A 26709-nucleotide genomic window follows, 5' to 3' on the forward strand; every position below is an offset into this window, starting at 1 on the left:
GCAGCTTGGATGCGACCAATGGCCAGGCTACGCCACGCGCGCCGATGGCGCTCCTGCAGGCCAACCGCGGCGCGGCATACTCGGGAATTGGTGACCCGCCTAGTCGCCGGTCCCGCCCGCGCGGCCGCGCAGCTTGTCCAGCCGATCCAGCAGGCCGATCCAGAACGCCGCCGGCAGCTCGGCGACCAGCGGCACGCTGAAGCACCAGTCGTTGACGAAGGCGGCGCACTTGACCGCGTCCTTCTCGGTCATCAGCACCGGCAGTTCGCTGCCGAAGCCCAGATCCGCGGCGCGGTACTGGTGGTGGTCGGGAAAGGCATGCGGCACCACGCCGATGCCCTGCGCGCGCAGCATGTCGAAGAAGCGCTGCGGGTGGGCGATGCCGGCCACGGCGTGCACCCGCTGGCCGGCGAAGCTGCGCAATGGCCGCGCACGGCCGCCGCGCAACGGTTGCGCGCTGTCGATGCGCAGGCGCATCGCCCATTCGCCGAAGCCGACTTCAAGCGCGCCGCTGTCGCTGGCCTGGCCCAGGTTGACGACCCGGAAATCGCATTCGTTGCCGCGCGCCACCGGCTCGCGCAGCGGCCCGGCCGGCAGCAGGCGGCCGTTGCCGTAGCGGCGCTGGCCGTCCACCACCTCGATCTCGATGTCGCGCTGCAGCCGGTAATGCTGCAGGCCGTCGTCGCAGACCACGATGTCGCAGCCGGCCTGCAGCAGCGCGCGCGCCGCGGCCACGCGGTCGCGGTCCACCCGCACCGGCACGCCGGTCTTGCGCGCGATCAGCACCGGCTCGTCGCCGCCCTGCTCGGCCGAGGTGCCCGGCTCGATCCAGCGCGGCTCCTGCGGCTGGCTGCGGCCGTAGCCGCGGCTGGCCACGCCCGGGCTCCAGCCGGCGTCGCGCAGGCGCTGCACCAGGGCAATGGTCAGCGGCGTCTTGCCGGTGCCGCCGGCGGTCAGATTGCCCACCACCACCACCGGCGCGGCGATGCTGTGGCGCTTGCGCCAGCCGCGCCGGTACAGCGCGCGGCGCAGCGCGATCGCCGCCGCGTACAGCGGGGTCAGCACGCGCGCGTGCAGCGGCGGCGAACCCGTGCCGTACCAATAGGCGGGGGTGTGCGGCCCGCGCTCGCTCATCCGAACTGCCTTTCGCGGAACTGCATGCTGTGCAGGTGCGCATACACCCCGCCCAGCGCCAGCAGCTCGTGGTGGGTGCCGCGCTCGACGATGCGGCCGTGGTCCATCACCAGCACCTGGTCGGCGTGTTCGATGGTCGACAGGCGGTGGGCGATGACCAGCGTGGTGCGGTCGGGCATCAGCCGGTGCAAGGCGTCCTGCACCAGCCGCTCGGATTCGTTGTCCAGCGCGGCGGTGGCTTCGTCGAGGATCAGGATCGGCGCGTCCTTGAGCATGGCGCGGGCGATCGCCAGGCGCTGGCGCTGACCGCCGGACAGGCGTCCGCCCTTGGCCCCGACCTGCGCCTGCACGCCCTCGGGAAGGTGCTCGACGAACTCCATCGCGTTGGCATCGGCGATCGCCTGCTGCAATTGCGCCGGACCGGCCTCGCGCATCTCGCCGTAGGCGACGTTCTCGGCGATGCTGCCGTCGAACAGCATCACCTGCTGGCCGACCAGGGCGATCTGCCGGCGCAGATCCTCCAGGCGGTATTCCTGCAGCGGATGGCCGTCGAGCAGGATCTGCCCGGACTGCGGGTCGTAGAAGCGCGGGATCAGCTTGACCAGGCTCGACTTGCCGCTGCCGGAGCGGCCGACGATGGCGGTGACGGTGCCGGGTTCGGCGACGAAGCTGACCTCGGCCAGCGCCGGCCGCGCCTGCCCCGGATAGGCGGCGGTGACCTCGCGGAACTCGATCCGGCCCTGCGCGCGCTCGATGTGGCGGGTACCGCTGTCCTGTTCCTCCGGCGCATCCAGCACCACGAACAGCCGCTGCGCCGAGGCGACGCCCCGCTGCAGCATGTTCTGCACGTTGGTGAGGTTCTTCAGCGCCGGGATGATCGCCATCATCGCGGTCATCAGCGACACGAACTCGCCGGCGGTCAGGCGCCCGGCCAGCGCCTCGTGGCCGGCGATCAGCAGCAGCGCGGCCAGGCCGATCGCGCCCAGCAACTGCACCGCGGCCGAGGAGATGCCGCGGGTGGATTCGACCTTCATCGCCAGATGCAGGTTGGTGTCGGCCAGGTGCTGGTAGCGCTCCATCTCGCTGGCGCGCGCGCCGTAGACCTTGACCTCCTGGTTGCCGGACAGGGCCTGCTCGGCGGACTGCATCAGCTCGGCGTTGCTCTCCTGGATGCGGTGGCTGACCCGCCGGTAGCGCTTGGCCACGCGGTCCATCACCCAGGCCAGCGGCGGCGCCACCAGCAGGATGGTCACGGTCACCGTCCAGCTGTACCACAGCATCACCGCCAGCGCGCCGACGATCTGCAGGGTCTGCTGCACCATCACCTTCATCGCGTCGACCGCGGCCTGCGCCACCTGCTCGCTGTCCGAACCCAGCCGCACCAGCATCGACGCCACCGGCTCGGCATCGAAGCGGCTGCCCGGCAGGCGCAGGTACTTGTCCAGCACGTTGACCCGGAAATCGCGGGAAATGCTCCGCGCCGCGCGCCCCATCGACATGTCGGTGACGTAGCCGGCGATACCGCGCAGCACGAACAGGCCGACGATCTGCAACGGCAGCCACATCGCCACCTCGCGGTTGCGGGCGATGAAGGTCTCGTCGGTGATCGGCTTCATCAGCGCCAGGAAGCCCGAGCCGGCCAGCGCCTCCAGCAGCGCGCCGACGGCGGCGATCAGCAGCAGGCCGCGGTAGCCGCCGGCATAGGACAACAGGCGGCGATAGGTCCGCCAGGGGGAATCCTGGACGGGCACGTCGGTGGGTACATTCACTTGGAGCTTCCGTCCCTGTTGACTTCGGGGGCAGTGGCGATGGCGATGCGGCGGAATCCGAGCTGGCCCAGCGCGTCCTGCGCGGTGACCACCGCCTGGTACGGCGTGCGCGCGTCGGCGCGCAGCAGCACCGGCTGTTCGCGGTCGTCGCCGGCGACCTGGGCGATGCTGCGCTTGACCGACTCCACGTCGGTGCGCAGCACTTCCTGGTCGTTGATGAAGTAATGCCCGTCGGCGTTGATCAGCACGCTCAGCGCTCGCGCCGGCGGCGGCGCGTTGCGGTCGCTGGCGTTGGGCAACTGCAGTTGCAGCGTCGAACGCGCATCGAAGGTGGTGGTCACGACGAAGAAGATGATCAGCACCAGGATGACGTCGATCAACGGCACCAGGTCGATGTGCGGCTCGTCCTGGCCACGGTCGTCGCGGATCCGCACCGGCTCAGCCCTTGGCCGACGCGGCGTTCGACGCGGCGCCGCGTGCCGGCGCAACCGCACGGCCGTGGCCGTCGAGCGCGTCAGTCAGGGCGGTGGCTTCCTGCTCCATCTCGATCACGTAGCCGGCGATGCGGCCCTTGAAATGGCGATGGAAGATCAGCGCCGGCACCGCGATGATCATGCCGGTGGCGGTGCACACCAGCGCCTTGCCGATGCCGCCGGCGAGCTGGTTCACGTCGCCCAGGCCATGGTCGAGGATGCCGAGGAACATCTGGATCATGCCGACCACGGTGCCGAGCAGGCCGAGCAGCGGCCCGGCCGAGGCGATGGTGCCCAACGCGTTCAGGTAACGCTCCATGCGGTGCACGACGTGCCGGCCGGTGTCCTCGATGCGCTCGCGCACGATCTCGCGCGGACGGTTGCGCACGTCCAGGCCGGCCGCGAGCAGCGCGCCCAGCGGCGAATTGCGCCGCAGCGATTCGATGTGGGTGGGGTCGAGCTTGCCGCGCGTGGCCCAGTTGCGCACTTCCTGGCCCAGTCCCGGCGGCAACACCTCGCTACGGCGCAGGCTCCAGAACCGCTCCAGGACGATCGCCAGCGCGACCACGCCCAACAGCAGCAATGGCACCATCGGCCAGCCACCGGCCTTGACCAGTTCCCACACGTCGCAACCCTCCGGCACGCTCGGCCGTTCGTTCACTGGCCGATAGGATAGCAGCCGCCCGCGCCCGCTCCGCCGCATCCCACAGCCGCGCCCGCCAGGGCCGCCGCTCACGCAATTGCAGGCCCGTGCGCCCCAGCCACACGCGCAGCGCACCGCCCTGCGGCGTGCCGGCGACCTCGGCGCCGGCCGCCTGCCAGCGCGCCACCACGCCCGGATGCGGATGGCCGAAGCGGTTGCCGTAGGCCGCCGACACCAGTACCAACCGCGCGCCGGTGGCGGCGACGAAGGCCGGCTGCGAGGAATGCGCGCTGCCATGGTGCGGCGCCACCACGACGTCGGCGCGCAGCGCCTGCGGCGCCTCGCGCAGCAGCGTGCGCTCGACCACGTCGCCGATATCGCCGGCCAGCAGCAACGCGCCATGCGCGGTCTCCACGCGCAGCACGCAACTGGACTCGTTGCGCAAATAGGGAAAGTGCGGCGCCGGATGCAGGAACCGGAACCGCACGCCATCCCATTCCCAGGCATCGCCGGTCACGCAGGGGCGGTCCAGCGGCACCGGCGCGTCGGCCGGGCCCTGGACCAGGCCGATCGGCAGCGCCGCGCGCACCGCGCCCAGGCCGCCGGCGTGGTCGTTGTCGCCATGACTGATCACCGCGCGATCCAGCCGCGCCACGCCGAGCGCATGCAGCGCCGGCACCACCACCCGCTCGCCGGCGTCGTAGCCGTCCTCCACCGCCGGCCCGGTGTCGTACAGCAGTTGATGGTGGGCGGTGCGGACCAGCAGCGACAGCCCCTGCCCCACGTCGAACATCACCAGATCGACCTCGCCCGGTCGCGGTCGCTCCAGCGGCGGCCACAGCAAGGGCAACCACAGCAGCGCCGCCAGCGGTTTGCCCGGCACCGCGCGCGGCAGCAGCAGCCAGAACGCGCCCAGCAGGGCCAGCGGCAGCGCCCAGTCGCGCGCCTCCGGCAACCAGCGCAGGGCGAAGCGGCTCTCGCCCAAGGCGACGAACAACGGCCAGGTCAGGTCGAAGCAGGCCGCGGCCAGGCGCCACAGCCAGGCGCCGGCACCGGCGTGCAACGCATCCAGCGCGGTGCCGAGCAAGGCCAGCGGGACCACCACCAGGCTCCACCACGGGATCGCCAGCAGGTTGGCCAGCGGCCCGACCACGGAGGCCTGCCCGAACAGCATCGTGCTCACCGGCAGCAGGCCGACCGTGGCCACGCCTTGCGCGGTCAGGAAGCTGCGCAGCGTCTCGCGCCAGCCACGACCGGCATCGGGCATGCACCAAGCCAGCCAGGCGACGCCGAGGAAGCTCAGCCAGAAGCCGGCCGAGAGCACCGCCAGCGGGTCGCAGAGCAGCATGGCGATCGCCGCCAGCGCCAATGCGTCGACCACCCGCACCGGCCGCCGCCACAGCCGGGCCGCGACCACCACGGCGATCATCAGCGCGGTGCGCACGGTCGGCAGGGCCATGCCCGAGACCAGGGTGTAGCCGCCGGCGCCGAGCAGCGCCAGCGCGGCAGCCGCCTGGCGCCGCGGCCAAGAGCGTCCCAATTGCGGCCACAGCCGCCACAGTCCGCCACCGAGCAGTGCGAAGGCCCCGGCGACCAGGCCGACATGGAATCCGGAGATGGCAATGAGATGGGTCAGGCCGGCGGCGCGCAGGATGCGCCAGTCGCGATCGTCCAGGCGCCGCGTGTCGCCCAGCGCCAGCGCCTGCACGTAGCGCGCCGAGGCCTGCGGCACGGCCGCGGCGATGCGTGCGGACATATCCGCACGCCAGGCGTCGATGCCCTGCCCCGGCGTCAGTTGCGCTGCCGCATGCGGCGCCACCACGTAGCCGCTGGCGCTGATCCGCTGCGCCAGCGCATAGGCCTCGGCATCGAAGCCGCCCGGATTGCTCAAGCCGCGCGGCGCGCGCAGGCGCACCTGCAACTGCCAGCGCGCGCCGGCGCGCAGGGCGCTGCGCGGCCCGGCCTGGTGCGTGCCGAAGTCGTCGTACCACGCCAATTGCAGCAGGCGCCCGCGTAACGGCGCCGGCTGCGCCGCGTCGCTGTCCACCCGGAACAGGAAGCGGGTGCGGCGGGTTTCGGCCTGCGGCAGTTCCACCACCTGGCCGCGGACATCGACCACGCGCTTTTCCCAGTCGGCCGGCAACTGCCTTGCCAGCACCATGCCGGCGACCAGCGCCAGCCAGCCTGCACCGATCGCGAACGCCCCCAGCCAGCGCCAGTGCGGCGCCGCCACGTACAGCGACGCCCCGGCGAGCAGGATCGCCACGGCCAGCGGCCAGGGCAGCAGGCGCGGCAGCCACAGCGCGGCCAGCACGCCGGCGGCGAGGCTGGCCGCGACCGCTGCGCCGAACGGCGCCGGTGCCGGCCAGCGGGCAGCGCGAGCCGCGACGGGGCCCTGGCACGGCACGGCGTCTGCCGACGGTTGCATGTGCTTGCCCTCCTAGGCATCGATGGATCGGAAGCAGCGAGACGAAGCGGCGCGACGTGCGCATCGCGCGACACCGTCTGTATCGCCATGCCAGCGTCGCATCCCGCCTGGACGCGAGCCATCGGTCCATGCCGCGGCACCGCGTCAGAATTCGCCTAACGCGCGAGCGCGCGCCGCGTCACAGTCCCGACGCAGTTCTCCGCAGCTTCATCGCCCCGCGCCTAAGGTGCGATACCCCACGTCGTAAGGAGTTCGCGGATGCGCAAGGGCATCGCATTGATCGTCGGAGTCACTGGCATCTCCGGCTACAACCTCGCCAACGTGCTGGTCGCCGAGGGCTGGACCGTCTATGGGCTGGCACGCCGTCCGGTGCCGCAGGAAGGCGTGATTCCGGTGGCGGCCGATCTGCTCGACCGCGACGCCACCATCGCGGCGCTGCGCGGGCTGCCGATCACCCACGTGTTCTTCTGCACCTGGACGCGGCGCGACACCGAGAAGGAGAACGTCGCCGCCAACGGCGCGATGTTGCGGCACCTGTGCGAGGGCCTGGACGGCGCGACGCTGCAGCACATGGCGCTGGTCACCGGCACCAAGCATTACCTGGGCTCGTTCGAGCACTACGGCAGCGGCAAGGCGGAGACGCCGTTCCGCGAGAGCGAACCGCGGCAGCCGGGCGAGAATTTCTACTACACGCTGGAAGACCTGCTGTTCGACGCCGCCGCGCGCCATGGCTTCGGCTGGAGCGTGCACCGCTCGCACACCATGATCGGCCAGGCCAACGGCAGCAATGCGATGAACATGGGTGTGACCCTGGCGGTGTACGCGACGCTGTGCAAGCACAGCGGGCAGCCCTTCGTGTTCCCCGGTTCGCGCGCGCAGTGGGACAGCCTCACCGACCTCACCGACGCCGGCCTGCTCGGCCGCCAGCTGGCCTGGGCCGCGACCAATCCGGCCGCACGCAACCAGGCCTTCAACACGGTCAACGGCGACGTGTTCCGCTGGCGCTGGATGTGGGGCGAGATCGCCGCGTTCTTCGGCCTGGAACCTGCCCCCTACCCGCAGGCACCGATGCCGCTGCAGCCGCGCCTGCAGGACACCGCACCGGCTCTGTGGCGCGAGATCGCCGCGCGGCATGGACTGGTGCAGACCGATGTGAACCAACTGGCGTCGTGGTGGCATACCGATGCCGATCTGGGCCGCGAGATCGAATGCGTCAACGACATGACCAAGAGCCGCGATCTGGGCTTCCTGGGCTATTACGACAGCCGCGCCTCGTTCCTGGAACTGTTCACGCGGCTGCGCGCGCAGCGGGTGATTCCCTGAGGCACGCGGGTGGGTGAAGAGTCGCCGATGCCGTGGGAAAGCGGCAATCCGGAATGTTGCCGCCTATGGGGCACGCGGTGCGCTCCAGCACGGTCGCCGTTGTAGGGACATGCACCGCACTGCCGCGGCGACGTGTTTGCCGGGCATGCTGTACGAAGTTTTTCGGCACCGACAGCAACCAAGGCCGGCGACGTGCCCGGCTTCGTTCGTCGCGGCTGGAGCCGCTCCTACGGGGCGCTTGCGCTAGAAATGCTTTCGCCTGTCCGAGGATCTCCGGTGTTGGCAGATGCAGTGAAGCCACTGCGGCTCGCTGCCTCGTTCGTCGCGCGTGACGTCGCTCCACCGCTCGGCGAAGCGGCGATGTGCACTGTGGGAGGGACTTCAGTCCCGACGCGCACTGCATCAGATAGCAGGACACTGCTCTCGTCGTGACCGCGGGCGCTGCACAGCCAGCGAGGCTCTCACGCCCGGCCCCCGCATGCAGCAGGCTTCAGTGGCGCGCCCTCTGGCCGCGATTGAGTCCCCACACCGTGCAATACGGCCGCACATCGCGGCCGCCACCACGCACGTTCAAACGTCGGCAGGCGCCAGCTCGCGCAGCTTGCCCTGGTGCAGTTCCAGCACCCGGTCCAGCTTGCGCGCGAGGCTGCGGTCGTGGGTGACCAGGGCCAGGCTGGTGCCCTGCGCGCGGTTGAGTTCGAGCATCAGCGCGAACACGTTGGCCGCGGTCTTGTCGTCGAGGTTGCCGGTCGGCTCGTCGCCGAGCACGCAGGCCGGGCGATTGACCAGCGCACGCGCCACCGCGGCACGCTGGCGCTCGCCGCCGGACAGTTCGCCCGGCTTGTGCTCCAGGCGATGGCCCAGGCCCACCGATTCCAGCAGCGCCCGCGCGCGCGCATCGGCGTCCTGGATCGGCGCGCCGCCCAGCAGCACCGGCATCATCACGTTCTCCAGCGCGGTGAACTCGGGCAGCAGGTGATGGAACTGGTAGACGAAGCCCAGCGAGCGGTTGCGCAACTGCCCGCGCGCCGCGTCGGTCAGCGCCGACATGCGCTGGCCGGCCACGTAGACCTCGCCGGAGGTCGGCACGTCGAGGCCGCCGAGCAGGTGCAGCAAGGTGCTCTTGCCGGCACCGGAGGCGCCGACGATAGCCACGGTCTCGCCCGCCGCCACGCTCAGCTCCAGGCCGTCGAACACCGGCGTGCGCATCTTGCCTTCGGCGTAGGTCTTGGCCAGGCCTTCGGCGCGGATCGCCGCGTCCGCTTGTCGCTTCTGCATTCCCGATTCCCGATTCCCCATTCCCGATTCCCGGCTCTCATTCATAGCGCAGCGCCTCCGCCGGCTGCGTGCGCGCCGCGCGCCAGGCCGGGTACAGCGTAGCCAGGAAGCTCATCAGCAAGGCGACGATGGTGATCACCATGACGTCGTGCGGCTGCATGTCGGTAGGCAGGCCGGTGATGTAGTAGACGTCCTCCGGCAGCAGCTTGATGTTGAACACCGCCTCGATGCCGGCCAGGATCCGCTCCAGGTTGAGCGTCAGCACGATGCCGCCGATCACGCCGGCGACGGTGCCGATCACGCCGATCAGCGTGCCCTGCACCATGAACACCTGCATCACCCCGCCCGGGCTCAGTCCCAGCGTGCGCAGGATCGCGATGTCGGCCTGCTTGTCGGTCACCAGCATCACCTGCGAGGACACCAGGTTGAACGCGCCCATCGCGATGATCAGCGACAGCAGGATGCCCATCACCGTCTTTTCCATCTTCAGCGACTGGTAGAGGTTGGCGTTCTCGCGGGTCCAGTCGCTGACCATGTACGGCCCGTGCAGGTTCAGCGCCAGGTCGCGCGCCACGTTCCAGGCCTGGTCCATGTCGTACAGCTTCAGGCGCACGCCGGTGACGCCGTCGCCCATGCGCAGCACCCGCTGCAGGTCGGGCATGCTGGTCACCGCCAGGCCGCGGTCGATCTCGTTGTAGCCGGCCTCGAAGATGCCGCTGACGGTGAAGCGCTTGTAGCGCGGCACCATGCCCATCGGGCTGGCCTGCGGCTCGCCCAGCATCACCACCACCTTGTCGCCGACGCCCACGCCCAGCCACAGCGCCAGTTCCTGGCCGAGCAGGATGTTGTACGACCCCGGGGTCAGGCTGTCGACCGAGCCCTGCTTCATCTTCTGCGCCAGCACCGAGACCTTGGCCTCTTCCTTGGGCAGGATGCCGCGGACGATCGCCGGCTGGTTGCGCTGGCCGGTCAGCAGCGCCTCTTCCTCGACGTAGGGCGCGGCGCCGGCGACGCGCTTGTCGCGCATGGCCACGTCCACCGCGTGCTGCCAGTCCTCCATCGGCGCGCCCTGCGCGCTGACCGTGGCATGCGCGGCCATCTGCAGCAGGCGGTCGCGGATCTCCTTCTGGAAGCCGCTCATCACCGCCAGGGTGGTGATCAGCACGGTCACGCCCAAGGCGATGCCGAGGATCGAGGCCATGGAGATGAAGGAGATGAAATTGTTGCGGCGCTTGGCGCGCAGATAGCGCAGGCCGATGGCCACGGGTAAGGGTTTGAACATGCGCAGCCACCATCCAGGGAGCGCTATGGTGCCATTTGCGGCGGCGCAGACGAAGCGGCATGGGCGGCAGCGGCCAGACGCAGTTCACGTCGTGCCGCCGGCGGCAGCGTGTCCGGCCACCACGCCAGGCGCTGCGTACTCCCCTGCGCGTCGCGCCAGCGCACGAACGCCAGCGGTCCGCGCCAGGCGACCTGCAGCGCGCTCACCGCCACGCCATCGATGCTGGGCGTACCGGCACCGGCGGGAACCAACAGCGTGCGCGGCGCCCGCCTGGCCTCACGGCGCAGCAGCCACCCCGCATACAGCAGCGCCAGCGCGACCGCCGGCCAGGCCAGGTGTGGCGGCAGGTCGGAGCCGAGCAGCGACAGCGGCGCCAGCGCGCCGAGCAGGGTCAGCGCGGCCAGCAGCCAGCGCGAGGGGCGCCAGTCAAGCCGGCATGGCGCGGATGGAGGCGATGAGATCGGCGGCGCGTGCATCGGGACAGGCCTCGTAGCCCATGAACCAGCGCCACAACTTATCGTCCTCGCAATCGAGCAGGTATAGGAAAACCCCGCGCTCGTCCTCGGAAGCCTCTCCCCAGCGCCGGTCCAGGTAGCGGCCGAACAACTGGTCCAGTTCGCGCATGCCGCGCCGGCAGCGCCAGCGCAGCTTCTTCAGTTCGGTGCTCTCGTCCATCGCATGCGCCTTTGCCTGGGGGCGGCGCCGCACGGCAGCCGCCGAAAACGAACGCGGCACCGAACCCGAAAGCCGGTGCCGCGCGGTCGGCGGGCAGGCCCGCCGCATGGAACGTCCGCCGCTGCGATCAGGCGCGGCGCGCCATCATCAGCTTCTTGATCTCGGCGATCGCCAGCGCCGGGTTCAGCCCCTTCGGGCAGGTGCGCGCGCAGTTCATGATGGTGTGGCAGCGGTACAGCTTGAACGGATCTTCCAGATCGTCCAGGCGCGCACCGGTGTCCTCGTCGCGCGAGTCGATGATCCAGCGGTAGGCCTGCAGCAGGATCGCCGGGCCCAGATAACGCTCGCCGTTCCACCAGTAGCTCGGGCAGCTGGTCGAGCAGCACGCGCACAGGATGCACTCGTACAGGCCGTCGAGCTTCTTGCGGTCTTCCGGCGACTGCAGCCGCTCGCGGTCCGGCGGCGGCGGGGTCTGGGTGCGGATCCACGGCTTGATCGAGGCGTACTGCGCGTAGAAGTGGGTCAGGTCCGGCACCAGATCCTTGACCACGCTCATGTGCGGCAGCGGGTAGATCGGCACTTCCTTCTTGCCGCAGTCGCTGATCGCCTTGGTGCAGGCCAGCGTATTGGTGCCGTCGATGTTCATCGCGCACGACCCGCAGATGCCTTCGCGGCACGAGCGGCGGAAGGTCAGGGTCGGGTCGATCTCGTTCTTGATCTTGATCAGCGCGTCCAGAACCATCGGGCCGCACGCGTCCAGGTCCACCTCGTAGGTGTCGGTCCGCGGGTTGCTGTTGTCGTCCGGATTCCACCGGTAGACCTTGAAGGTCCGCACGTTCTTCGCGCCCTTGGCGGGAAAGTGCTTGCCCTTGCCGATCTTGGAATTCTTGGGGAGGGTGAACTCTGCCATGGCTTTAAAATCCGGGAATGGGGATTGGGGAATGGGGAATGGGAAGCGGGAGCGAAGAGCGCATGCGCTGTTCTCGATTCCCGATTCCCTACTCCCGTTTCCCGGCTGTGGTCAGTAAACGCGCGGCTTCGGCGGCACCACGTCCACGTCCTTGCTGAGCGTGTACATGTGCACCGGGCGGTAGTCGAAGCTGCACTGGCCCTTGTCGTCGACGGTGACCAGCGTGTGCTTCTGCCAGTTGACGTCGTCGCGGTCGGGGAAATCCTCGTGGGCGTGCGCGCCGCGGCTTTCCTTGCGCTGTTCGGCCGAGTTGATCGTCGCCACTGCGTTGAGCAGCAGGTTGTTCAGCTCGTAGGTCTCGATCAGGTCGGAATTCCACACCAGCGAGCGGTCGGAGACCTTCACGTCCTCGAAGCTGGCGAAGATGTCGGCCATCTTGTCCACGCCTTCCTTCAGCGTCTTGCTGGTGCGGAACACCGCCGCGTCGGACTGCATGGTGCGCTGCATCTTGTCGCGGATCACCGAGGTGGGCGTGCTGCCGTTGGCGTTGCGCAGCTTGTCCAGCAGGCCCAGCGCCTTGTCGCAGGCGTCGCCCGGCAGGCCCTTGTGCGGCGCGCCGGTCTTGATCGTCTCGGCGCAGCGGTTGGCCACCGCGCGGCCGAACACCACCAGGTCGAGCAGCGAGTTGGAGCCCAGGCGGTTGGCGCCGTGCACCGACACGCAGGCGGCCTCGCCGATGGCGTACAGGCCCGGCACCACCGCATCGGGGTTGTCGCCGTCCTTGCGCACCACTTCGCCGTGGTAGTTGGTCGGGATGCCGCCCATGTTGTAGTGGACGGTCGGGATCACCGGGATCGGCTGCTTGTGCACGTCGACGCCGGCGAAGATGCGCGCGCTCTCGGCGATGCCGGGCAGCTTCTCGTCGATCACGCCCGGGCCGAGGTGGGTCAGGTCGAGCAGGATGTGGTCCTTGTGCTCGCCGACGCCGCGGCCTTCGCGGATCTCGATGGTCATCGAACGCGACACCACGTCGCGCGAGGCCAGATCCTTGTAGTGCGGCGCGTAGCGCTCCATGAAGCGCTCGCCGCTGCTGTTGCGCAGGATGCCGCCTTCGCCGCGCACGCCTTCGGTGATCAGGCAGCCGGCGCCGTAGATGCCGGTCGGGTGGAACTGCACGAACTCCATGTCCTGCATCGGCAGGCCGGCGCGCATCACCAGGCCGCCGCCGTCGCCGGTACAGGTGTGCGCCGAGGTGGCGCTGAAGTAGGCGCGGCCGTAGCCGCCGGTAGCCAGCACCACGCCGTGGGCGCGGAACAGGTGCAGCGAGCCTTCGGCCATGTCCAGGGCGAGCACGCCGCGGCAGGCGCCTTCTTCGTCGAAGATCAGGTCGAGCGCGAAGTACTCGATCATGAAGCGCGCGTTGTGCGCCAGCGACTGCTGGTACAGCGTGTGCAGCATGGCGTGGCCGGTGCGGTCGGCGGCGGCGCAGGTGCGCTGCGCGGACGGGCCTTCGCCGTACTTGGTGGTCATGCCGCCGAACGGACGCTGGTAGATCTTGCCGTCCTCGGTGCGGCTGAACGGCACGCCGTAGTGCTCCAGCTCGATGATCGCCGGGATCGCCTCGCGGCACATGTACTCGATGGCGTCCTGGTCGCCCAGCCAGTCCGAGCCCTTGATGGTGTCATAGAAGTGGTAGCGCCAGTCGTCCTCGCCCATGTTGCCGAGCGCGGCGGAGATGCCGCCCTGCGCGGCCACGGTGTGCGAGCGGGTCGGGAAGACCTTGGTCAGGCAGACCGTCTGCAGGCCCTTGGCGGCCAGGCCGAAGGTGGCGCGCAGGCCGGCGCCGCCGGCGCCGACCACGACCATGTCGTACTTGTGTTCGGTGATCTTGTAAGCGGACATCGAATCTGAATTCCTGTTCCGGGCGCCGATCAGGCGCTGCCCAGCGCGATGCGGGCGACCGCGAATACACCGACGATCGCGCCGAGCACGGCGACGAACTTCACCGTGGTCTGCAGCGCCAGGGCCAGCAGCGAGTTGTGCACGTAATCTTCGAGAATGACCTGCAGGCCGATCTGCGCATGCCAGAACATCGCGATCAGGAAGCCGACCAGCAGCACCGCGTTCCACGGCTTGGCCACCGCTTCGGTGGCGGTGACGTAGTCGGCGCCGAGCAGGCTCAGCACGAACACCAGGAACCACACGGTCAGGCCGACCAGCGCGGTCGCGGTGAGCCGCTGCAGCACGAAATGCTCGGTGCCGGACTTGGCCGCGCCCAGGCCGCGGACGTTCTTCAGGGGGGTGCGATAGCGGCTCATGCGGCGGCTCCGTGGAGGACGTAGGCCCAGATCAGCGCCACGATCACCAGGCTGCCGACCACCGACATCCAGCTGCTGCGCACGAAGGCGGGAATGCTGTAGCCATGGCCGAAGTCCTGCACGATGTGGCGCAGGCCGTTGCACAGGTGGTAGGCGAAGGCCCAGCTCCAGGCGAACAGGAATACCTGGCCGTACCAGGCGCCGGCCATGCCGCGGAAGCAGTTCCAGGACGCCGGGCCGAGCATCAGCACCAGCAGCGCGGCGGCGATGATCAGGGCACCGACCGACAGCACGATGCCGGTGGCACGGTGCAGGATGGAGGTGACCATCTGGATCTGCCAGCGATAGACCTGCAGATGCGGGGAAAGGGGACGTTCGCGCGTAGCCATTCGCTGGGCTCGTTGTCTCGGCTGGGCGGCGTGCTTAAGGCCGCGTTGGCTCAAAGCTGCTCAAAAATCGATGCAGCGTCCGTTTTTCTCCCAGTCGCCGTAGCGCGTCGGCTCGAGGCCGCCGCGCCCGCCGATCTCCCGCGGCGCAGGCTCGGTCTGCGGAGGGGTGTCCTCGGCGGGCCGCTGCGTTTCGGGATCGGACTCGGGTGTGGGGGTTGGTTGGCCTATCATGCGGGTCTCACAACTCGTCAATTTTAGTCCTCCCCTCTCGTGCCTGACAACCTGAATCTGGAATCCGGCGGTTTTTCCGCCTTGCCACACCTGCAATACGTCGCATTGCGCGGTCCGGATGCAGCGGCCTTCGCCCATGCGCAATTCGCCAACGACGTGCAGGCGCTGGCGGTGGGCCAGTGGCAGTGGAACGCCTGGCTCACCGCCAAGGGCCGGGTGATCGCGGTGTTCGCGCTGCTGCGCCAGGCCGACGACGCCTTGCTGATGCTGCTGGCCGACGGCGGCGCCGAGGAACTGGCAACGGCACTGGGCCGCTTCGTGTTCCGGCGCAAACTGCGCGTGTCGGTCGAGGACACGCTTGTTGCTTTCGGTCGCCTGAGCCTACCCGAGCAGGCCCGCGGCGCGACGTCAGCGCACGATGAGGCTGGCGTGATCGAACTGGACATGGGCGGCGACGGCCTGCCGCGCACCCTGCGCCTGGTGCCGGCGCCGGCCGCGGATGCGCCGGCCGCCGACCCGGCGCTGGCCGAGGCCTGGCGCGCGGCCGACCTGCGCCTGGGCCTGGCCCGGCTTGCGCCGAGCCAGCGCGAACAATGGACCCCGCAGCAGTTGGGTCTGGACCGGCTGCACGCCTTCAGCGTCAAGAAGGGCTGCTACCCCGGCCAGGAAATCGTCGCCCGCACCCACTTCCTGGGCAAGGCCAAGCGCGCGGTGCAGTTGCTGGAAGTGGATGCGCCCGTCGCGATCGACGCACCGGTGCTGCGCGACGGCCAACCGTTCGGCAGCGTGGTCAGCGTCGCCGGCACCCTGGCATTGGCGGTGCTGCCGCTCGAGGAGGCGCCACCGGCGGGACTGGACATCGACGGCCACCCCGCACGGTGGCAGCCCCTGATCGACGGCCTGGCGCGCTGAACGCGCCGGCGCCTTCGCTGTTGCTATTGCGATTCCCGATTCCCGACTCCCGACTCCCGCGCCTCCAGACGCCCCCCACTCTCGGCATCGAAGAAGTGCAGCGCATCGCCGCGCACCGCCACCCGCAGGCGCTCGCCCAGGCCCGGCAGCGCGCGCGGCGCCACCCGCATCACCAGCGGCTGCGCGCCGTGGCTGAGATTGACGAAGATCTCGTTGCCGACCGGCTCGATCACCTCGATGGTGGCCTCGAAGCCGCCCTGCGCGTCGTCGCTGGGCTGCAGGTGCTCCGGCCGCACGCCGATCGCCAGTTCCCGGCCCAACCACTGCGGCGCGACCTGCGCGCCCGGCAGCGGCACCCGCCCGCCGTCCTGCAACTGCAGCTGCAGGCCGCCCTCCTCCACCAACCGCCCGCGCAGCACGTTCATCGCCGGGCTGCCGAGGAAACCGGCCACGAACAGGTTGGCCGGGCGGTCGTACAGCGCCATCGGCGTGTCGATCTGCTGGATCACACCGTCCTTGAGCACGACGATGCGCTGGCCCAGGGTCATCGCCTCGACCTGGTCGTGGGTGACGTAGATCATGGTGGTGCCGAGCTTGCGGTGCAGTTGCGCGATCTCGGTGCGCACCGAATGGCGCAGCTTGGCGTCCAGGTTGGACAGCGGCTCGTCGAGCAGGAACACCGCCGGCTCGCGCACCAGCGCGCGGCCCAGCGCCACGCGCTGGCGCTGGCCGCCGGACATGGCGCGCGGCAGCTTGTCCAGCATCGGGGTCAGGCCCAGGGTGTCGGCGGCCGCGGCCACGCGCTGACGGATGACCTCCTTGCTCTCGCCGCGCAGCTTGAGCCCGAACGCCAGGTTCTCGGCCACGGTCATGTGCGGGTACAGCGCATAGCTCTGGAACACCATGGCGATGTCGCGGTCCTTCGGCGCCACCTCGTTGACCACGCGCTCGCCGATGCGCAGTTCGCCGCCGCTGATCTCTTCCAGGCCGGCGATCATGCGCAGCAGCGTGGACTTGCCGCAGCCCGAGGGCCCGACCAGCACCATCAGTTCGCCGTCGGCCACTTCGAAGCTGGCCCCGTGCACGGCGACCTGGCCGTTGTCGTAGACCTTGCGGATGTTGTCCAGTTGTACTTTCGCCATGTATCCGGTTTCCGGCAGTGAGGAACGGGCTGCCGCCGGTCCCTCCCGAGGGCAGTGCATACGAATTCGGGTCGCATCATGCCCGCGCGCAGGCAACAATGGATCGCGATGCGGTATTCTGCCATGTAACCGTTTTCACGGGGCAACATCGAGCCTGGGAGGGCATGCAATGAGATCCGCCAGCCGCCGATCCGGCGCGCGCCCGTCATCCTGCGGGATGACAGCCGACCTGCAGCATGAGGCATTGGAGAGGTATGCTCAGAGGTCTGGCAGTCGTATTCATCTCCTGGATCGTGCGTTCCCGCCTGGCGGCCCTCCCGCGTCACGCCCTCGCCCGAACCGGCCGGATACAGGCCGTCGCCGTCGTTCGCTTTCCCACGCCACGTCACTCCTAGCCCCCAGGTGATCGACACCATGTCACCCGAAACCGAAACCCGGTCGATGCACGATACCTTCCTGTTGTTCGGCGCCACCGGCGATCTGGCCCAGCGCTACCTGTTTCCCTCGCTGCTGCGCATGCTCGACGACGGCTTCCTGCCGGAAGACTTCCGCATCCGCGCGCTGGCGCTGTCGCCGCACGACACCGCCAAGTTCCACGAGATCCTCAAGCCGCGCCTGCAGGCGGCGATGCCGCAGATCGGCGAATCGATCGTGCAGGCGCTGCTGGCGCGCATCGACTACCGCTCGGTGGACCTGCGCGATGCCGAATCGGTGGCCGCCGCGGTGCGCGACCTGACCGCGCGCCGCTGCGTGAGCTACCTGGCGATCCCGCCGGGGCTGTACATCAGCACCTGCCAGGGCCTGGCCCTGGGCGGCGCCCTGGCCGCACCGCACCGGCTGATGCTGGAGAAGCCGATCGGCCACGACTCGGACAGCGCCCGCGAGATCGTGCAGGCGATCGGCGCGCTGATCGACGAGGACCGCGTGTTCCGCCTGGACCACTACCTGGGCAAGGCTGCAGTGCAGAACCTGATCGCGCTGCGCTTCGGCAACACGCTGTTGGAAGCGGTGTGGAACCGCAACTACATCGAGTCGGTGGACATCCTGGTCGCCGAGAGCGAGGGCGTGGACGGCCGCGACGCCTACTACGCGCGTTCCGGCGCGCTGCGCGACATGGTGCAGAGCCATATCCTGCAGTTGCTGTGCCTGGTGGCGATGGAGCCGCCGGCGTCGCTGGAAGCCGACCGCATCCGCGACGAAAAGGTCAAGGTGCTGCGCGCGCTGCGTCCGCTCAGCGCCGAGCATGCCGCACGCGACAGCGTGCGTGGGCGCTACACCGCCGGCACCATCAACGGCCAGCCGGCGCAGGCCTACCAGCCGCCGGAAGGCAGCGACGTGGAGACCTTCGCCGCGGTCACCGCCTACATCGACAACTGGCGCTGGGCCGGGGTGCCGTTCCGGCTGTGCACCGGCAAGCGCCTGGCCGAGCGCTCCACCCGCGTGGTGGTCACGCTCAAGCCGGTCACCCACTGGCTGTTCGAGCGCCCGGCCGCGCAGCAGGTGGCGCCGAACCGGCTGACCTTCCAGCTGCAGCCGCAGGAGAACATCGAACTGGGGCTGATGAGCAGCCTGGCCGGCCCGGAATGGGGCGCGCTGGAACTGCAGCCGCTGGAACTGGAACTGTCGGTACCCACCGGCCTGCATCGGCGCATCGCCTACGAGCGGCTGATGCTCGATGCGCTCAACGGCAACCATGCGCTGTTCGTGCGCGACGACGAAGTCCGCGCCGCCTGGGCCTGGATCGACAGCGTCAGCGCCGCCTGGGCGCAGGCGCACCTGCCGCTGCTGCCCTACCCGGCCGGCAGTTGGGGGCCGGAGGAAGCGCAGGCCTACGTGTCCTGCGACCAGTCCGGCGCCGCGCCGAAGGTCGCGCAATGAGCGCGCCGCAGCGCCCGGTGCTGGTCGCCGACATCGGCGGCACCAATGCCCGTTTCGCCCTCGCCGATCTCGACGCCTCGGTGCCGCTGCTCGACGACAGCACCCAGACCTACTCGGTGGTGGAATTCCCGTCGCTGGGCGACGCCGCCCGCCACTACCTGGAACAGACCGGGGTGGACGCGCGCAGCGGCACCTTCGCAGTCGCCGGCCGCGTCGACGGCGACGAGGCGCGCATCACCAACCATCCGTGGGTGATCTCGCGGGCGCGCACCCGCGCCATGCTCGGCTTCGACGAACTGCACCTGATCAACGATTTCGCCGCGCAGGCGATGGCGATCAGCCTGCTGCGGCCGCAGGACGTGGTCCAGGTCGGCGGCGCCAGCTGGACGCCGTCGCCGGTCGAGGTGCCGCGCAACTACGGGGTGATCGGCCCCGGCACCGGCCTGGGCGTGGGCGGCCTGCTGATGCGCGGCGGGCGCTGCTTCCCGCTGGAGACCGAGGGCGGCCATGTCAGCTTCCCGCCGGGCACGCCGGAGGAGATCCGCATCCTGGAACTGCTCTCGCAGCAGTTCGGCCGCGTCTCCAACGAGCGCCTGATCTGCGGCCCCGGCCTGGTCAACATCCACCGCGCGCTCAGCGAGATCGCCGGCGACGACCCGGGCCCGCTGCAGCCGGAGGACATCACCGCGCGCGCCGCGCAGGGCGACTACCGGGCGATGCGCACGGTGGACGTGTTCTGCGCCGTGTTCGGCGCCATCGCCGGCGACCTGGTGCTGATGCAGGGCGCCTGGGACGGCGTGTTCCTGACCGGCGGGCTGGTGCCGAAGATGCTCGACGCGATCCAGCATTCCGGATTCCGCCAGCGCTTCGAGCACAAGGGCCGGTTTTCGTCGATCATGGCGCGGGTGCCGTCGCTGGCGGTGATCCACCCCCGTCCCGGCCTGCTCGGCGCCGCCGCCTACGCGGTGGACGCCGCGCGGCAATCCCCAGGAGCCATCGCATGAGCCCCACGCTGTCCGACCGCATCACGCTGATCCGCTACGACGATCCGGACGAATGGATCGACGCGGCGGCGGCCGAGATCGGCACCGCGCTGCGCGAGGAGATCCAGCGCCGCGGCGGCGCGCGCCTGCTGCTGTCCGGCGGCACCACCCCGGCGCCGGTGTACCAGGCGCTGGCCGAGCTGCCGCTGGACTGGTCGAAGCTGGAGGTCGGCCTGGTCGACGAGCGCTGGCTGTCGCCGCAGGACAGCGACAGCAATGCCTACCTGGTCCGGCACAGTCTGCTGGACCGCGCCGAAGAGGCGCGCTTCGAACCGCTGGTGCGGGTCGGCAAGCCGCTGCAGGACTGCGTGCACGCGGCCAACCTGCACGCGCAGCACGCCCCGGCCCCGTGCATGGCGGTGCTGGGCATGGGCGGCGACGGCCACACCGCTTCGCTGTTTCCCGGCGCCACCGACCTGAACAAGGCGCTGACCAATCCACTGCCCTACGCCGTGCTCGACGCCACCGGCTGCCCCGGCGCCAACACCTGGCCGCTGCGCATCACCCTGACCCCGGCCGGCCTGGCGCCGATCGGCCAGCGCATGCTGCTGTTGCGCGGCAAGCAGAAGCTGGAAGTGCTGGAGCGCGCGCTGGCCGGCACCGATCCGCACGAGTACCCGATCCGCGTCGCCTTCGATACGCCGGGTGCGCGCCTGCGCGTGCATTGGTGCGAGTGAGGCCGGGATTGGGGATTGGGGATTGGGGATTCGCAACGGCTGCACGCTGACGCTTTTCCGCTCTTCCGATTCCCGCTTCCCGCTCTTCCGATTCCCGATTCCCGTTTCCCGTTTCCCGACTCCCCCTTCATAGCCACTTCCGCCAATGAGCCTGCATCCGACCCTCCACGCGATCACCGAACGCATCCGCCAGCGCAGTGCGCCGTCGCGGCGCGCCTACCTGGCCGGCATCGACGCCGCGCTGCGCGACGGTCCGTTCCGCAGCCGCCTGAGCTGCGGCAACCTCGCCCACGGCTTCGCCGCCTGCGGCCCCACCGACAAGAGCCGGCTGGAAGGCGGGATCACCCCCAACCTCGGCATCATCACCGCGTACAACGACATGCTCTCGGCGCACCAGCCGTTCGAGCACTACCCGGAGATCATCCGCAGCACCGCGCGCGCGCTCGGCGCCACCGCGCAGGTCGCCGGCGGCGTGCCGGCGATGTGCGACGGCGTGACCCAGGGCCGGCCGGGCATGGAGCTGTCGCTGTTCTCGCGCGACGTGATCGCCCAGGCCACCGCGATCGGCCTCAGCCACGACATGTTCGACACCAGCCTGTACCTGGGCGTGTGCGACAAGATCGTGCCGGGCCTGCTGATCGGCGCGCTGGCCTTCGGCCACCTGCCGGCGGTGTTCGTGCCGGCCGGGCCGATGACCCCGGGCATCCCCAACAAGCAGAAGGCCGAGGTGCGCGAGCGCTACGCCGCGGGCCAGGCTACCCGCGAGGAGCTGCTGGCCGCCGAATCGGCGTCCTACCACGCCCCCGGCACCTGCACCTTCTACGGCACCGCCAACTCCAACCAGGTGCTGCTGGAAGCGATGGGCGTGCAGTTGCCCGGCGCCTCCTTCGTCAATCCCGGCACCCCGCTGCGCGAGGCGCTGACCCAGCAGGCGACCGAGCGCGCGCTGCGCATCACCGCCCTGGGCAACGACTTCCGCCCGCTGGGCCGCTTGATCGACGAGCGCGCCATCGTCAACGCGGTGGTCGCGCTGATGGCCACCGGCGGTTCCACCAACCACACCATCCACTGGCTGGCGGTGGCGCGCGCGGCCGGCATCGTGCTGACCTGGGACGACCTGGACGCGCTGTCGCAGCTGGTGCCGCTGCTGGCGCGGGTGTACCCGAACGGCGAGGCCGACGTGAACCACTTCGCCGCTGCCGGCGGCATCGGCTTCGTGTTCCGCGAGCTGATGGACGCCGGGCTGATGCACGACGACCTGGCCACCATCGTGCCCGGCGGCATGCGCGCCTACGGCGACGAGCCCTGCGTGCAGGACGGCAAGCTGGCCTACGTGCCGAGCCCGGCCAAGAGCGCCGACGAGGCCGTGGTACGCCCGGCGTCCAACCCGTTCGAGGCGCAGGGCGGCCTGCGCCTGCTGCGCGGCAACCTCGGCCGCTCGCTGATCAAGCTGTCGGCGGTGAAGCCGCAGTTCCGCACCATCGAAGCGCCGGCCGTGGTGATCGACGCGCCGCAGGCGCTGAACAAGCTGCACGCCGCCGGCGCGCTGCCGCACGACTTCGTGGTGGTGCTGCGCTACCAGGGCCCGCAGGCCAACGGCATGCCGGAACTGCATTCGCTGGCGCCGCTGCTGGGCCTGCTGCAGAACCAGGGCCGGCGCGTGGCGCTGGTCACCGACGGACGCCTGTCCGGCGCCTCCGGCAAGTTCCCCGCGGCCATCCACGTGACCCCGGAAGCGGCGCGCGGCGGCCCCCTGGCACGCGTGCGCGAAGGCGACATCGTGCGCCTGGACGGCGAGGCAGGCACCCTGGAAGTGCTTGTGGACGCCGCCGAGTGGGCCGCACGCCCGCTGGCGCCGAACACCGCGCCGGCCGCGCACGACCTGGGTCGCAACCTGTTCGGGCTCAACCGCCGCATGGTCGGTCCGGCCGACCAGGGTGCGCTGTCGATCTCCTGCGGCCCGCCGGCCGCCGACGGCGACCTGTGGAACTACGACGCCGAGTACGACCTGGGCCGCGATGCCGAGGCCGCCGCCGCGCCGCACGAAGCCAAGGACGCCTGACCGGCGCCGCCGTTCGCCCTACCCCGCTCTGGCCGTGCGCGGCCAGGGCCTCGCCCCCATCGCAACCGAGACGCCCATGACCATCGCCGAACACCAGACCAAGGCCGAACAGCTGCTGCGCGCGGCCGGCATCCTGCCCGTCGTCACCGTCCACACCCTGGAAGAAGCGCGCCGCGTCTCGGCCGCACTGCTCGAAGGCGGCCTGCCGGCGATCGAACTGACCCTGCGCACGCCGGTGGCGATGGACGCCCTGGCGATGCTCAAGCGCGAACTGCCGGACATCGTGATCGGCGCCGGCACCGTGCTCAACGCCACCCAGCTGCAGCAATCGATCGACGCCGGCGCCGACTTCATCGTCACCCCGGGCACCACCCCGACCCTGGCCGACGCCCTGGCGCAGGCGCCGCTGCCGGTGGTGCCGGGCGCGGCCACCCCGAGCGAGCTGCTGGCGCTGATGGAGCGCGGCTTCCGCGTGTGCAAGCTGTTCCCCGCCTCCGCCGTCGGCGGCCTGGCCATGCTCAAGGGCCTGGCCGGCCCCCTGGCCGAACTCAAGCTGTGCCCCACCGGCGGTATCGGCGAAAGCACCGCCGCCGAGTACCTGGCCCAGCCGAACGTGGTCTGCATCGGCGGCTCGTGGATGGTGCCCAAGGACTGGCTGGCCGACGGCGCCTGGGACAAGGTGCGCGAGAGCTCGGCGAAGGCGGCCGCGATCGTGCGTGAAGCCGGGAATCGGGATTCGGGAATCGGGAATCGGTAAAAACCCGAACCTCGGCTCTCACAACTCCATACTCCAGAAAGCAAAAGCGCCGGCATGCCGGCGCTTTTGCTTTTGCTTTTGCGATTCCCGATTCCCCACTCCCCATTCCCGGCTTCACCGCACCTCGATCTGCACATCCGCCGGCAACGCGTGGATGCGCAGTTCGCCGTGCTCCCACTGCGCCGCTTCGCCGTTGACCAGGGTGCGGCCCGGTTCGCCCGGGTACGGCCACGGCAGCACCAGGCCGCCGCTGGGCATGCGCAGGCCCTCGGGGATGTTCAGTAGCAGCCGGTTCTTCTGCCGGCGCAACTGGTAGCTCAGCGGGCCCTGCGGGGTGCGCAACTGTTCGATCGCCACGCCCTTGCCGTCGAACCAGTCGGCGGGGATGCCGGCGGCCAGCACCAGGCTGTCGTCGACGTCGCGGGCGTAGGCGAACATGTCCAGCACCGAGCGCACGAAGTCCGAGGCGACCCAGGCATGCGGCAGGTCGCCGAGGAAGAACGGCTTGCGCGGCGTGCGCGAGACCACTTCGGCCCACTGGTTCCACGCCTGCGGCGTGCGGTCCTTGAAGAAGAACTGCGTCGCCTCCCACGCGCGCTCGCGCCAGCCCAGGCGCACGAACGCGGACACGTTGCGCCACTCGTAGGGGGTGTAGTCCTTCCACTCGCGGGTGCCGTCGCGGCGGCCGACGAACTCGCTCCAGTAACGCTCGAAGGTGTTGTCGAGCAGCGCCTGCGGCAACCAGCCCTGCTCGCCGCCCGGCGCCAGCGCGATGGTGGTCGAGGTCGGGTCGAAATCGCCCAGTTCCGCCGAGCCCGGCAGGAAGTCGATGTGGTGCTGCTGGGTGGCCGCGTCCAGCGAGGCGTACAGGTCCTGGCGGAACTGGTCGCGCGAGGCGGCGAAGTGCGCGGCATCGTCGATGCGGCCGAGTTCGGCGGCGATGCTCACCGCGTCCTTGTAGCCGCGCAGCGCCCAGAAGTTGTCCCAGTACGAGTGCATCGGCTTGGCCGAATAGCCCTCGTGGCTGATCGACACCGGCATCATCCCGTAGAAGGCGGCGTTGCGCGCGCGGTTCTCGTCGGTGCGCTCGCTCAGCCGCAGCTGTTCCATGTAGGTGTACGCGCCGAGCACGTGCGGCCACATCTGTTCCAGGAAGGCGCGGTCGCCGCTGTAGCGGTAGTAGTCGGCGACGCTGTAGATCAGTTCGCCGTGGCTGTCGTTCTCCGGCACCGGATCGCTGCCGCGGTCGTCCACGCAGCACGGCACCATGCCGTTGGCGAACTGGTACGGCGCATACCACTCCACGTACTCGCGCACCACGTCGGCGCGGCCCAGCCGCAGCAGGCCTTCGGAGATCATCGCGCCGTCGCGGATCCAGCTGCGCGAGTACGAACGCGTGCCCGGCTGCATGCGCGGGCCGATCCGCGAGATCAGCATGTGCGCCAGCGCGGTGCGCAGCGTGTCGGTCACCGCCTTGCCCTGCGCAGGCACGTGCAATTGCACGCGGTCCAGCTTCTCGTGCCACTGCGCGGCGACCTGCTGCTGCGCGCGCGCCGCGTCGAAGCCTGCCGGCACGCCGGCGTTGCCGGTCTGCGGGATCACCAGCGCCACCTCGCGCACCTCGCCCGGGGCCAGGCGCCCGCGGTACAGCAACGCGCCGGAGGCCAGTCCGTCCGGATCCTGCGCCTGCTGCGGCAGGCCGCTGGCGTCGGTGCTCAGCCGTTCGACGTCCATGCCGGCGTCGAACGCGCTTGCGTAGGCGGCGTCCGGCTTCTGCACCGCGAACACCCGCGGCTGGCCGTTGACCTGCACCTGCGTCCCGGCGAAGGCCAGCGAGCGGATCGGGCTGACCCCGCCGACCGTGTTGAGGAACTGGCTGGGCGGATTGACCTGGAACGGACGCACCGCCAGCGCCAGGGTGTAGTCGTGCGGCTGCTTGCCCGGGTTGCTGAGCCGGTAGCGCGCCACCAGTTGCGCCTGCTCCGGCTCGCCCTGCACGAAGGCGGTCACGCGCAGCGCGGCGTTGTCGTGGCTCCAGTCCACGCTGGGAATCGGCAGGTAGTCGTCCTGCAGGCTCTGCGCGGTCTTGACGTCGGCCCAGCTCAGCCGCTTGCCGTCCAGCAGCAGGAACGGCTCGATGCTGAAGCCGCCCTTGCCCACCTCGATCGCGCCATCCTCGCCGACCAGGCCCTGCTCGCGGCCGCCATCCAGGCCGACGATGGTCCAGTACGGCTGCTCGCCGCTGAAGCCGCGCGGGAACCAGCCGCGGGTCGATTGCGCCGCCACCGACTTGATGAAGTCGTTCTGGGTGGCGGCGAAGGCCAGCGGCTGCAGCGTGATGTCGGCGATGCCGTAACGGAAGCTGGGGCCGTCCTGCAGGTCGAAGCGCACGTAGCGCGCCTCGGTTTCCGGCAGCGCCAGCCAGTCGGTGCCGCCGTTGCCGGCGGTCACGCTGCGCAACTCGCGCCAGCTACGCCCGTCGGCCGAGCCTTGCACGGTGTAGCGCGAGGCATAGACGCCCGGCGCCCACTGCACCTTGGCGCCGCCGAACTCGCGCACCTTGCCCAGGTCCAGCATCACCGTCTGGGTCTTGGCGTTGCCGCTGTACCAGACGGTGTCGGGCTTGCCGTCGGCGATGCGCTGCTCCAGCGCCGGCGCGGTATCGGTGTTGACCTTGACCGTCAGCGGCGAGGTGTCCTGCGGCGGCAACGGGGTCAGGGTCAGCTGATCGAAGCACACCGTGCCGGCGCCGCCGACCTGGTTGTAGATGGTGAACTCGATCTGTGCGCTGCGGGTCAGTTCCTTCTCCGGGCTCGGTCCCCAGGCCTTGTCGATCTGCCGCTTCTTGTAGGTGACCGTGCTCCACTGCGTGGGGAAGTCGTAGCGCGGCCGGTTGACCCACCACACGTTGTCGCCGCTGGCGTCGACCAGCTTGAACTGCAGGTCGTTGCTCGGCGACTCGCCGCGCAGCTGGAACGAAAACTGGTAGTTGTCCGGGTACTCGATCGGCACGCTGCGGCGGATCCCGGCATAGCCGGACACGCCGTTGAAGTCGTAGTCCAGGCACAGCGCCTTGGCGCGGCCGCCGCTGGGCGCCTGCACCAGCCGGGTCGAGGCGGTGACCTGGTTGGAGACGACGATCTGCCACTTGTCCAGATCGTTGAAACTGTCCAGCGTCACCGTGGAGGTCGGCGGCGCGGCGACGGCCTGGGCGGCCGCCAGTCCCAGCATCGCCAGCATCGCGCGTGCGCACGTCATCGCCATCCCGTCCCTCATCGCCTTCCCCGTCGCTGTCGTTTCGTTGCGTGTCTGCTTGTATGTGTCTGTGCATCCCAGCGGGCATCGCACCCATCGGCGCCCCACGGCATCGCCTTGCATGTTGTCG

General features: G+C 70.1%; 23 protein-coding genes. 7 read left to right on the forward strand and 16 right to left on the reverse strand.

All coding sequences use genetic code 11. From position 1 onward, the window contains the following. Positions 1 to 99: 99 nt before the first annotated feature. Genes lpxK through ACHWVH_RS19705 form a run of 5 tightly spaced genes read right to left on the reverse strand, consistent with a single transcriptional unit; the run spans position 100 to position 6447 of the window. On the reverse strand, positions 100 to 1134 hold the full coding sequence (gene lpxK / locus ACHWVH_RS19685) for a tetraacyldisaccharide 4'-kinase (protein ID WP_394687814.1): 1035 nt from the start codon (positions 1132 to 1134) through the stop codon (positions 100 to 102). Continuing rightward, the gene (msbA, locus tag ACHWVH_RS19690; protein WP_267096637.1) at positions 1131 to 2903 is read right to left on the reverse strand and encodes a lipid A export permease/ATP-binding protein MsbA; all 1773 of its coding nucleotides are present in this window, start codon (positions 2901 to 2903) and stop codon (positions 1131 to 1133) included. Before msbA ends, lpxK begins: the two co-directional genes overlap by 4 nt. Continuing rightward, on the reverse strand, positions 2900 to 3337 hold the full coding sequence (locus ACHWVH_RS19695; protein WP_010342642.1) for a biopolymer transporter ExbD: 438 nt from the start codon (positions 3335 to 3337) through the stop codon (positions 2900 to 2902). Before ACHWVH_RS19695 ends, msbA begins: the two co-directional genes overlap by 4 nt. Positions 3338 to 3341: 4 nt before the next feature. Further along, on the reverse strand, positions 3342 to 4001 hold the full coding sequence (locus ACHWVH_RS19700) for a MotA/TolQ/ExbB proton channel family protein (protein ID WP_026143405.1): 660 nt from the start codon (positions 3999 to 4001) through the stop codon (positions 3342 to 3344). After that, the gene (locus ACHWVH_RS19705) at positions 3895 to 6447 is read right to left on the reverse strand and encodes a DNA internalization-related competence protein ComEC/Rec2 (protein ID WP_394687815.1); all 2553 of its coding nucleotides are present in this window, start codon (positions 6445 to 6447) and stop codon (positions 3895 to 3897) included. The genes ACHWVH_RS19700 and ACHWVH_RS19705 overlap by 107 nt, the downstream gene beginning before the upstream one ends. Positions 6448 to 6705: 258 nt before the next feature. On the opposite strand from ACHWVH_RS19705, the gene ACHWVH_RS19710 reads away from it, so the two are divergent. Further along, on the forward strand, positions 6706 to 7770 hold the full coding sequence (locus tag ACHWVH_RS19710; RefSeq protein ID WP_394687816.1) for an SDR family oxidoreductase: 1065 nt from the start codon (positions 6706 to 6708) through the stop codon (positions 7768 to 7770). 570 nt (positions 7771 to 8340) lie between these two features. Here the strand turns inward: ACHWVH_RS19710 and lolD are convergent. From lolD to ACHWVH_RS19755, 9 genes are all read right to left on the reverse strand, one after another. Further along, positions 8341 to 9093: a lipoprotein-releasing ABC transporter ATP-binding protein LolD gene (lolD, locus tag ACHWVH_RS19715; protein ID WP_026143294.1), complete on the reverse strand. Its 753-nt coding sequence runs from the start codon at positions 9091 to 9093 to the stop codon at positions 8341 to 8343. Further along, entirely contained in the window at positions 9086 to 10330 is a 1245-nt protein-coding gene (locus ACHWVH_RS19720; RefSeq protein ID WP_010342649.1) for a lipoprotein-releasing ABC transporter permease subunit, read from the reverse strand. Before ACHWVH_RS19720 ends, lolD begins: the two co-directional genes overlap by 8 nt. Before the next feature lie 23 nt (positions 10331 to 10353). Then, the gene (locus ACHWVH_RS19725; RefSeq protein ID WP_295920734.1) at positions 10354 to 10806 is read right to left on the reverse strand and encodes a hypothetical protein; all 453 of its coding nucleotides are present in this window, start codon (positions 10804 to 10806) and stop codon (positions 10354 to 10356) included. Further along, entirely contained in the window at positions 10757 to 11005 is a 249-nt protein-coding gene (locus ACHWVH_RS19730) for a succinate dehydrogenase assembly factor 2 (RefSeq protein ID WP_017912578.1), read from the reverse strand. The genes ACHWVH_RS19725 and ACHWVH_RS19730 overlap by 50 nt, the downstream gene beginning before the upstream one ends. A gap of 127 nt (positions 11006 to 11132) precedes the next feature. Next, complete coding sequence (locus ACHWVH_RS19735) at positions 11133 to 11915, reverse strand: succinate dehydrogenase iron-sulfur subunit (protein WP_394687817.1); 783 nt, start codon at positions 11913 to 11915, stop codon at positions 11133 to 11135. A 111-nt stretch (positions 11916 to 12026) separates the two neighbouring features. Continuing rightward, positions 12027 to 13817: a succinate dehydrogenase flavoprotein subunit gene (gene sdhA / locus ACHWVH_RS19740; protein WP_295920732.1), complete on the reverse strand. Its 1791-nt coding sequence runs from the start codon at positions 13815 to 13817 to the stop codon at positions 12027 to 12029. A 29-nt stretch (positions 13818 to 13846) separates the two neighbouring features. Next, the gene (gene sdhD, locus ACHWVH_RS19745; protein WP_017908440.1) at positions 13847 to 14233 is read right to left on the reverse strand and encodes a succinate dehydrogenase, hydrophobic membrane anchor protein; all 387 of its coding nucleotides are present in this window, start codon (positions 14231 to 14233) and stop codon (positions 13847 to 13849) included. After that, the gene (gene sdhC / locus ACHWVH_RS19750) at positions 14230 to 14622 is read right to left on the reverse strand and encodes a succinate dehydrogenase, cytochrome b556 subunit (protein ID WP_026144277.1); all 393 of its coding nucleotides are present in this window, start codon (positions 14620 to 14622) and stop codon (positions 14230 to 14232) included. Before sdhC ends, sdhD begins: the two co-directional genes overlap by 4 nt. Positions 14623 to 14682: 60 nt before the next feature. Beyond that, positions 14683 to 14991: a DUF1674 domain-containing protein gene (locus ACHWVH_RS19755; RefSeq protein ID WP_309252725.1), complete on the reverse strand. Its 309-nt coding sequence runs from the start codon at positions 14989 to 14991 to the stop codon at positions 14683 to 14685. Between ACHWVH_RS19755 and ACHWVH_RS19760 the strand changes: the two genes are divergently transcribed. Next, positions 14893 to 15765, forward strand: coding sequence for a YgfZ/GcvT domain-containing protein (locus ACHWVH_RS19760; RefSeq protein WP_394687818.1), 873 nt, complete (start codon positions 14893 to 14895; stop codon positions 15763 to 15765). The two genes, ACHWVH_RS19755 and ACHWVH_RS19760, sit on opposite strands and share 99 nt — an antisense overlap. A 23-nt stretch (positions 15766 to 15788) precedes the next feature. On the opposite strand, the gene ACHWVH_RS19765 is transcribed toward ACHWVH_RS19760, so the two are convergent. Beyond that, a complete protein-coding gene (locus tag ACHWVH_RS19765) occupies positions 15789 to 16907 on the reverse strand; it encodes an ABC transporter ATP-binding protein (RefSeq protein WP_267099386.1) in 1119 nt (372 codons plus the stop codon). A 441-nt stretch (positions 16908 to 17348) separates the two neighbouring features. On the opposite strand from ACHWVH_RS19765, the gene zwf reads away from it, so the two are divergent. The 5 genes from zwf (at position 17349) to ACHWVH_RS19790 (ending at position 23324) form a co-directional block, all read left to right on the forward strand. Continuing rightward, entirely contained in the window at positions 17349 to 18785 is a 1437-nt protein-coding gene (zwf, locus tag ACHWVH_RS19770) for a glucose-6-phosphate dehydrogenase (protein WP_026144039.1), read from the forward strand. Beyond that, positions 18782 to 19789 (forward strand): glucokinase, encoded by a 1008-nt coding sequence (gene glk / locus ACHWVH_RS19775; protein WP_017909678.1) that lies wholly within the window; start codon positions 18782 to 18784, stop codon positions 19787 to 19789. The genes zwf and glk overlap by 4 nt, the downstream gene beginning before the upstream one ends. Then, complete coding sequence (gene pgl / locus ACHWVH_RS19780; protein WP_295928686.1) at positions 19786 to 20505, forward strand: 6-phosphogluconolactonase; 720 nt, start codon at positions 19786 to 19788, stop codon at positions 20503 to 20505. The genes glk and pgl overlap by 4 nt, the downstream gene beginning before the upstream one ends. Positions 20506 to 20650: 145 nt before the next feature. Further along, positions 20651 to 22567 (forward strand): phosphogluconate dehydratase, encoded by a 1917-nt coding sequence (gene edd / locus ACHWVH_RS19785; protein ID WP_017917732.1) that lies wholly within the window; start codon positions 20651 to 20653, stop codon positions 22565 to 22567. A 76-nt stretch (positions 22568 to 22643) separates the two neighbouring features. Further along, entirely contained in the window at positions 22644 to 23324 is a 681-nt protein-coding gene (locus ACHWVH_RS19790; RefSeq protein WP_152237421.1) for a bifunctional 4-hydroxy-2-oxoglutarate aldolase/2-dehydro-3-deoxy-phosphogluconate aldolase, read from the forward strand. Between the two features lie 114 nt (positions 23325 to 23438). Here the strand turns inward: ACHWVH_RS19790 and ACHWVH_RS19795 are convergent, their stop codons facing one another. After that, complete coding sequence (locus ACHWVH_RS19795) at positions 23439 to 26555, reverse strand: discoidin domain-containing protein (RefSeq protein ID WP_394687824.1); 3117 nt, start codon at positions 26553 to 26555, stop codon at positions 23439 to 23441. Positions 26556 to 26709: the final 154 nt, after the last annotated feature.

It is taken from the genome of uncultured Xanthomonas sp. (assembly GCF_964278005.1).
GTDB classification, from domain to species: domain Bacteria; phylum Pseudomonadota; class Gammaproteobacteria; order Xanthomonadales; family Xanthomonadaceae; genus Xanthomonas_A; species Xanthomonas_A sontii.

Coding starts and splice junctions, on each gene's coding strand:
- ACHWVH_RS19730 (WP_017912578.1), bottom strand. CDS start 11,005: ATGGACGAGAGCACCGAACTGAAGAAGCTGCGCTGGCGCTGCCGGCGC.
- zwf (WP_026144039.1), top strand. CDS start 17,349: ATGCACGATACCTTCCTGTTGTTCGGCGCCACCGGCGATCTGGCCCAG.
- lolD (WP_026143294.1), bottom strand. CDS start 9,093: ATGAATGAGAGCCGGGAATCGGGAATGGGGAATCGGGAATCGGGAATG.
- sdhD (WP_017908440.1), bottom strand. CDS start 14,233: ATGAGCCGCTATCGCACCCCCCTGAAGAACGTCCGCGGCCTGGGCGCG.
- sdhA (WP_295920732.1), bottom strand. CDS start 13,817: ATGTCCGCTTACAAGATCACCGAACACAAGTACGACATGGTCGTGGTC.
- ACHWVH_RS19795 (WP_394687824.1), bottom strand. CDS start 26,555: ATGCTGGGACTGGCGGCCGCCCAGGCCGTCGCCGCGCCGCCGACCTCC.
- ACHWVH_RS19720 (WP_010342649.1), bottom strand. CDS start 10,330: ATGTTCAAACCCTTACCCGTGGCCATCGGCCTGCGCTATCTGCGCGCC.
- ACHWVH_RS19765 (WP_267099386.1), bottom strand. CDS start 16,907: ATGGCGAAAGTACAACTGGACAACATCCGCAAGGTCTACGACAACGGC.
- ACHWVH_RS19735 (WP_394687817.1), bottom strand. CDS start 11,915: ATGGCAGAGTTCACCCTCCCCAAGAATTCCAAGATCGGCAAGGGCAAG.
- lpxK (WP_394687814.1), bottom strand. CDS start 1,134: ATGAGCGAGCGCGGGCCGCACACCCCCGCCTATTGGTACGGCACGGGT.
- pgl (WP_295928686.1), top strand. CDS start 19,786: ATGAGCCCCACGCTGTCCGACCGCATCACGCTGATCCGCTACGACGAT.
- ACHWVH_RS19790 (WP_152237421.1), top strand. CDS start 22,644: ATGACCATCGCCGAACACCAGACCAAGGCCGAACAGCTGCTGCGCGCG.
- ACHWVH_RS19705 (WP_394687815.1), bottom strand. CDS start 6,447: ATGCAACCGTCGGCAGACGCCGTGCCGTGCCAGGGCCCCGTCGCGGCT.
- ACHWVH_RS19710 (WP_394687816.1), top strand. CDS start 6,706: ATGCGCAAGGGCATCGCATTGATCGTCGGAGTCACTGGCATCTCCGGC.
- ACHWVH_RS19755 (WP_309252725.1), bottom strand. CDS start 14,991: ATGGGCGAAGGCCGCTGCATCCGGACCGCGCAATGCGACGTATTGCAG.
- glk (WP_017909678.1), top strand. CDS start 18,782: ATGAGCGCGCCGCAGCGCCCGGTGCTGGTCGCCGACATCGGCGGCACC.
- ACHWVH_RS19725 (WP_295920734.1), bottom strand. CDS start 10,806: ATGCACGCGCCGCCGATCTCATCGCCTCCATCCGCGCCATGCCGGCTT.
- sdhC (WP_026144277.1), bottom strand. CDS start 14,622: ATGGCTACGCGCGAACGTCCCCTTTCCCCGCATCTGCAGGTCTATCGC.
- edd (WP_017917732.1), top strand. CDS start 20,651: ATGAGCCTGCATCCGACCCTCCACGCGATCACCGAACGCATCCGCCAG.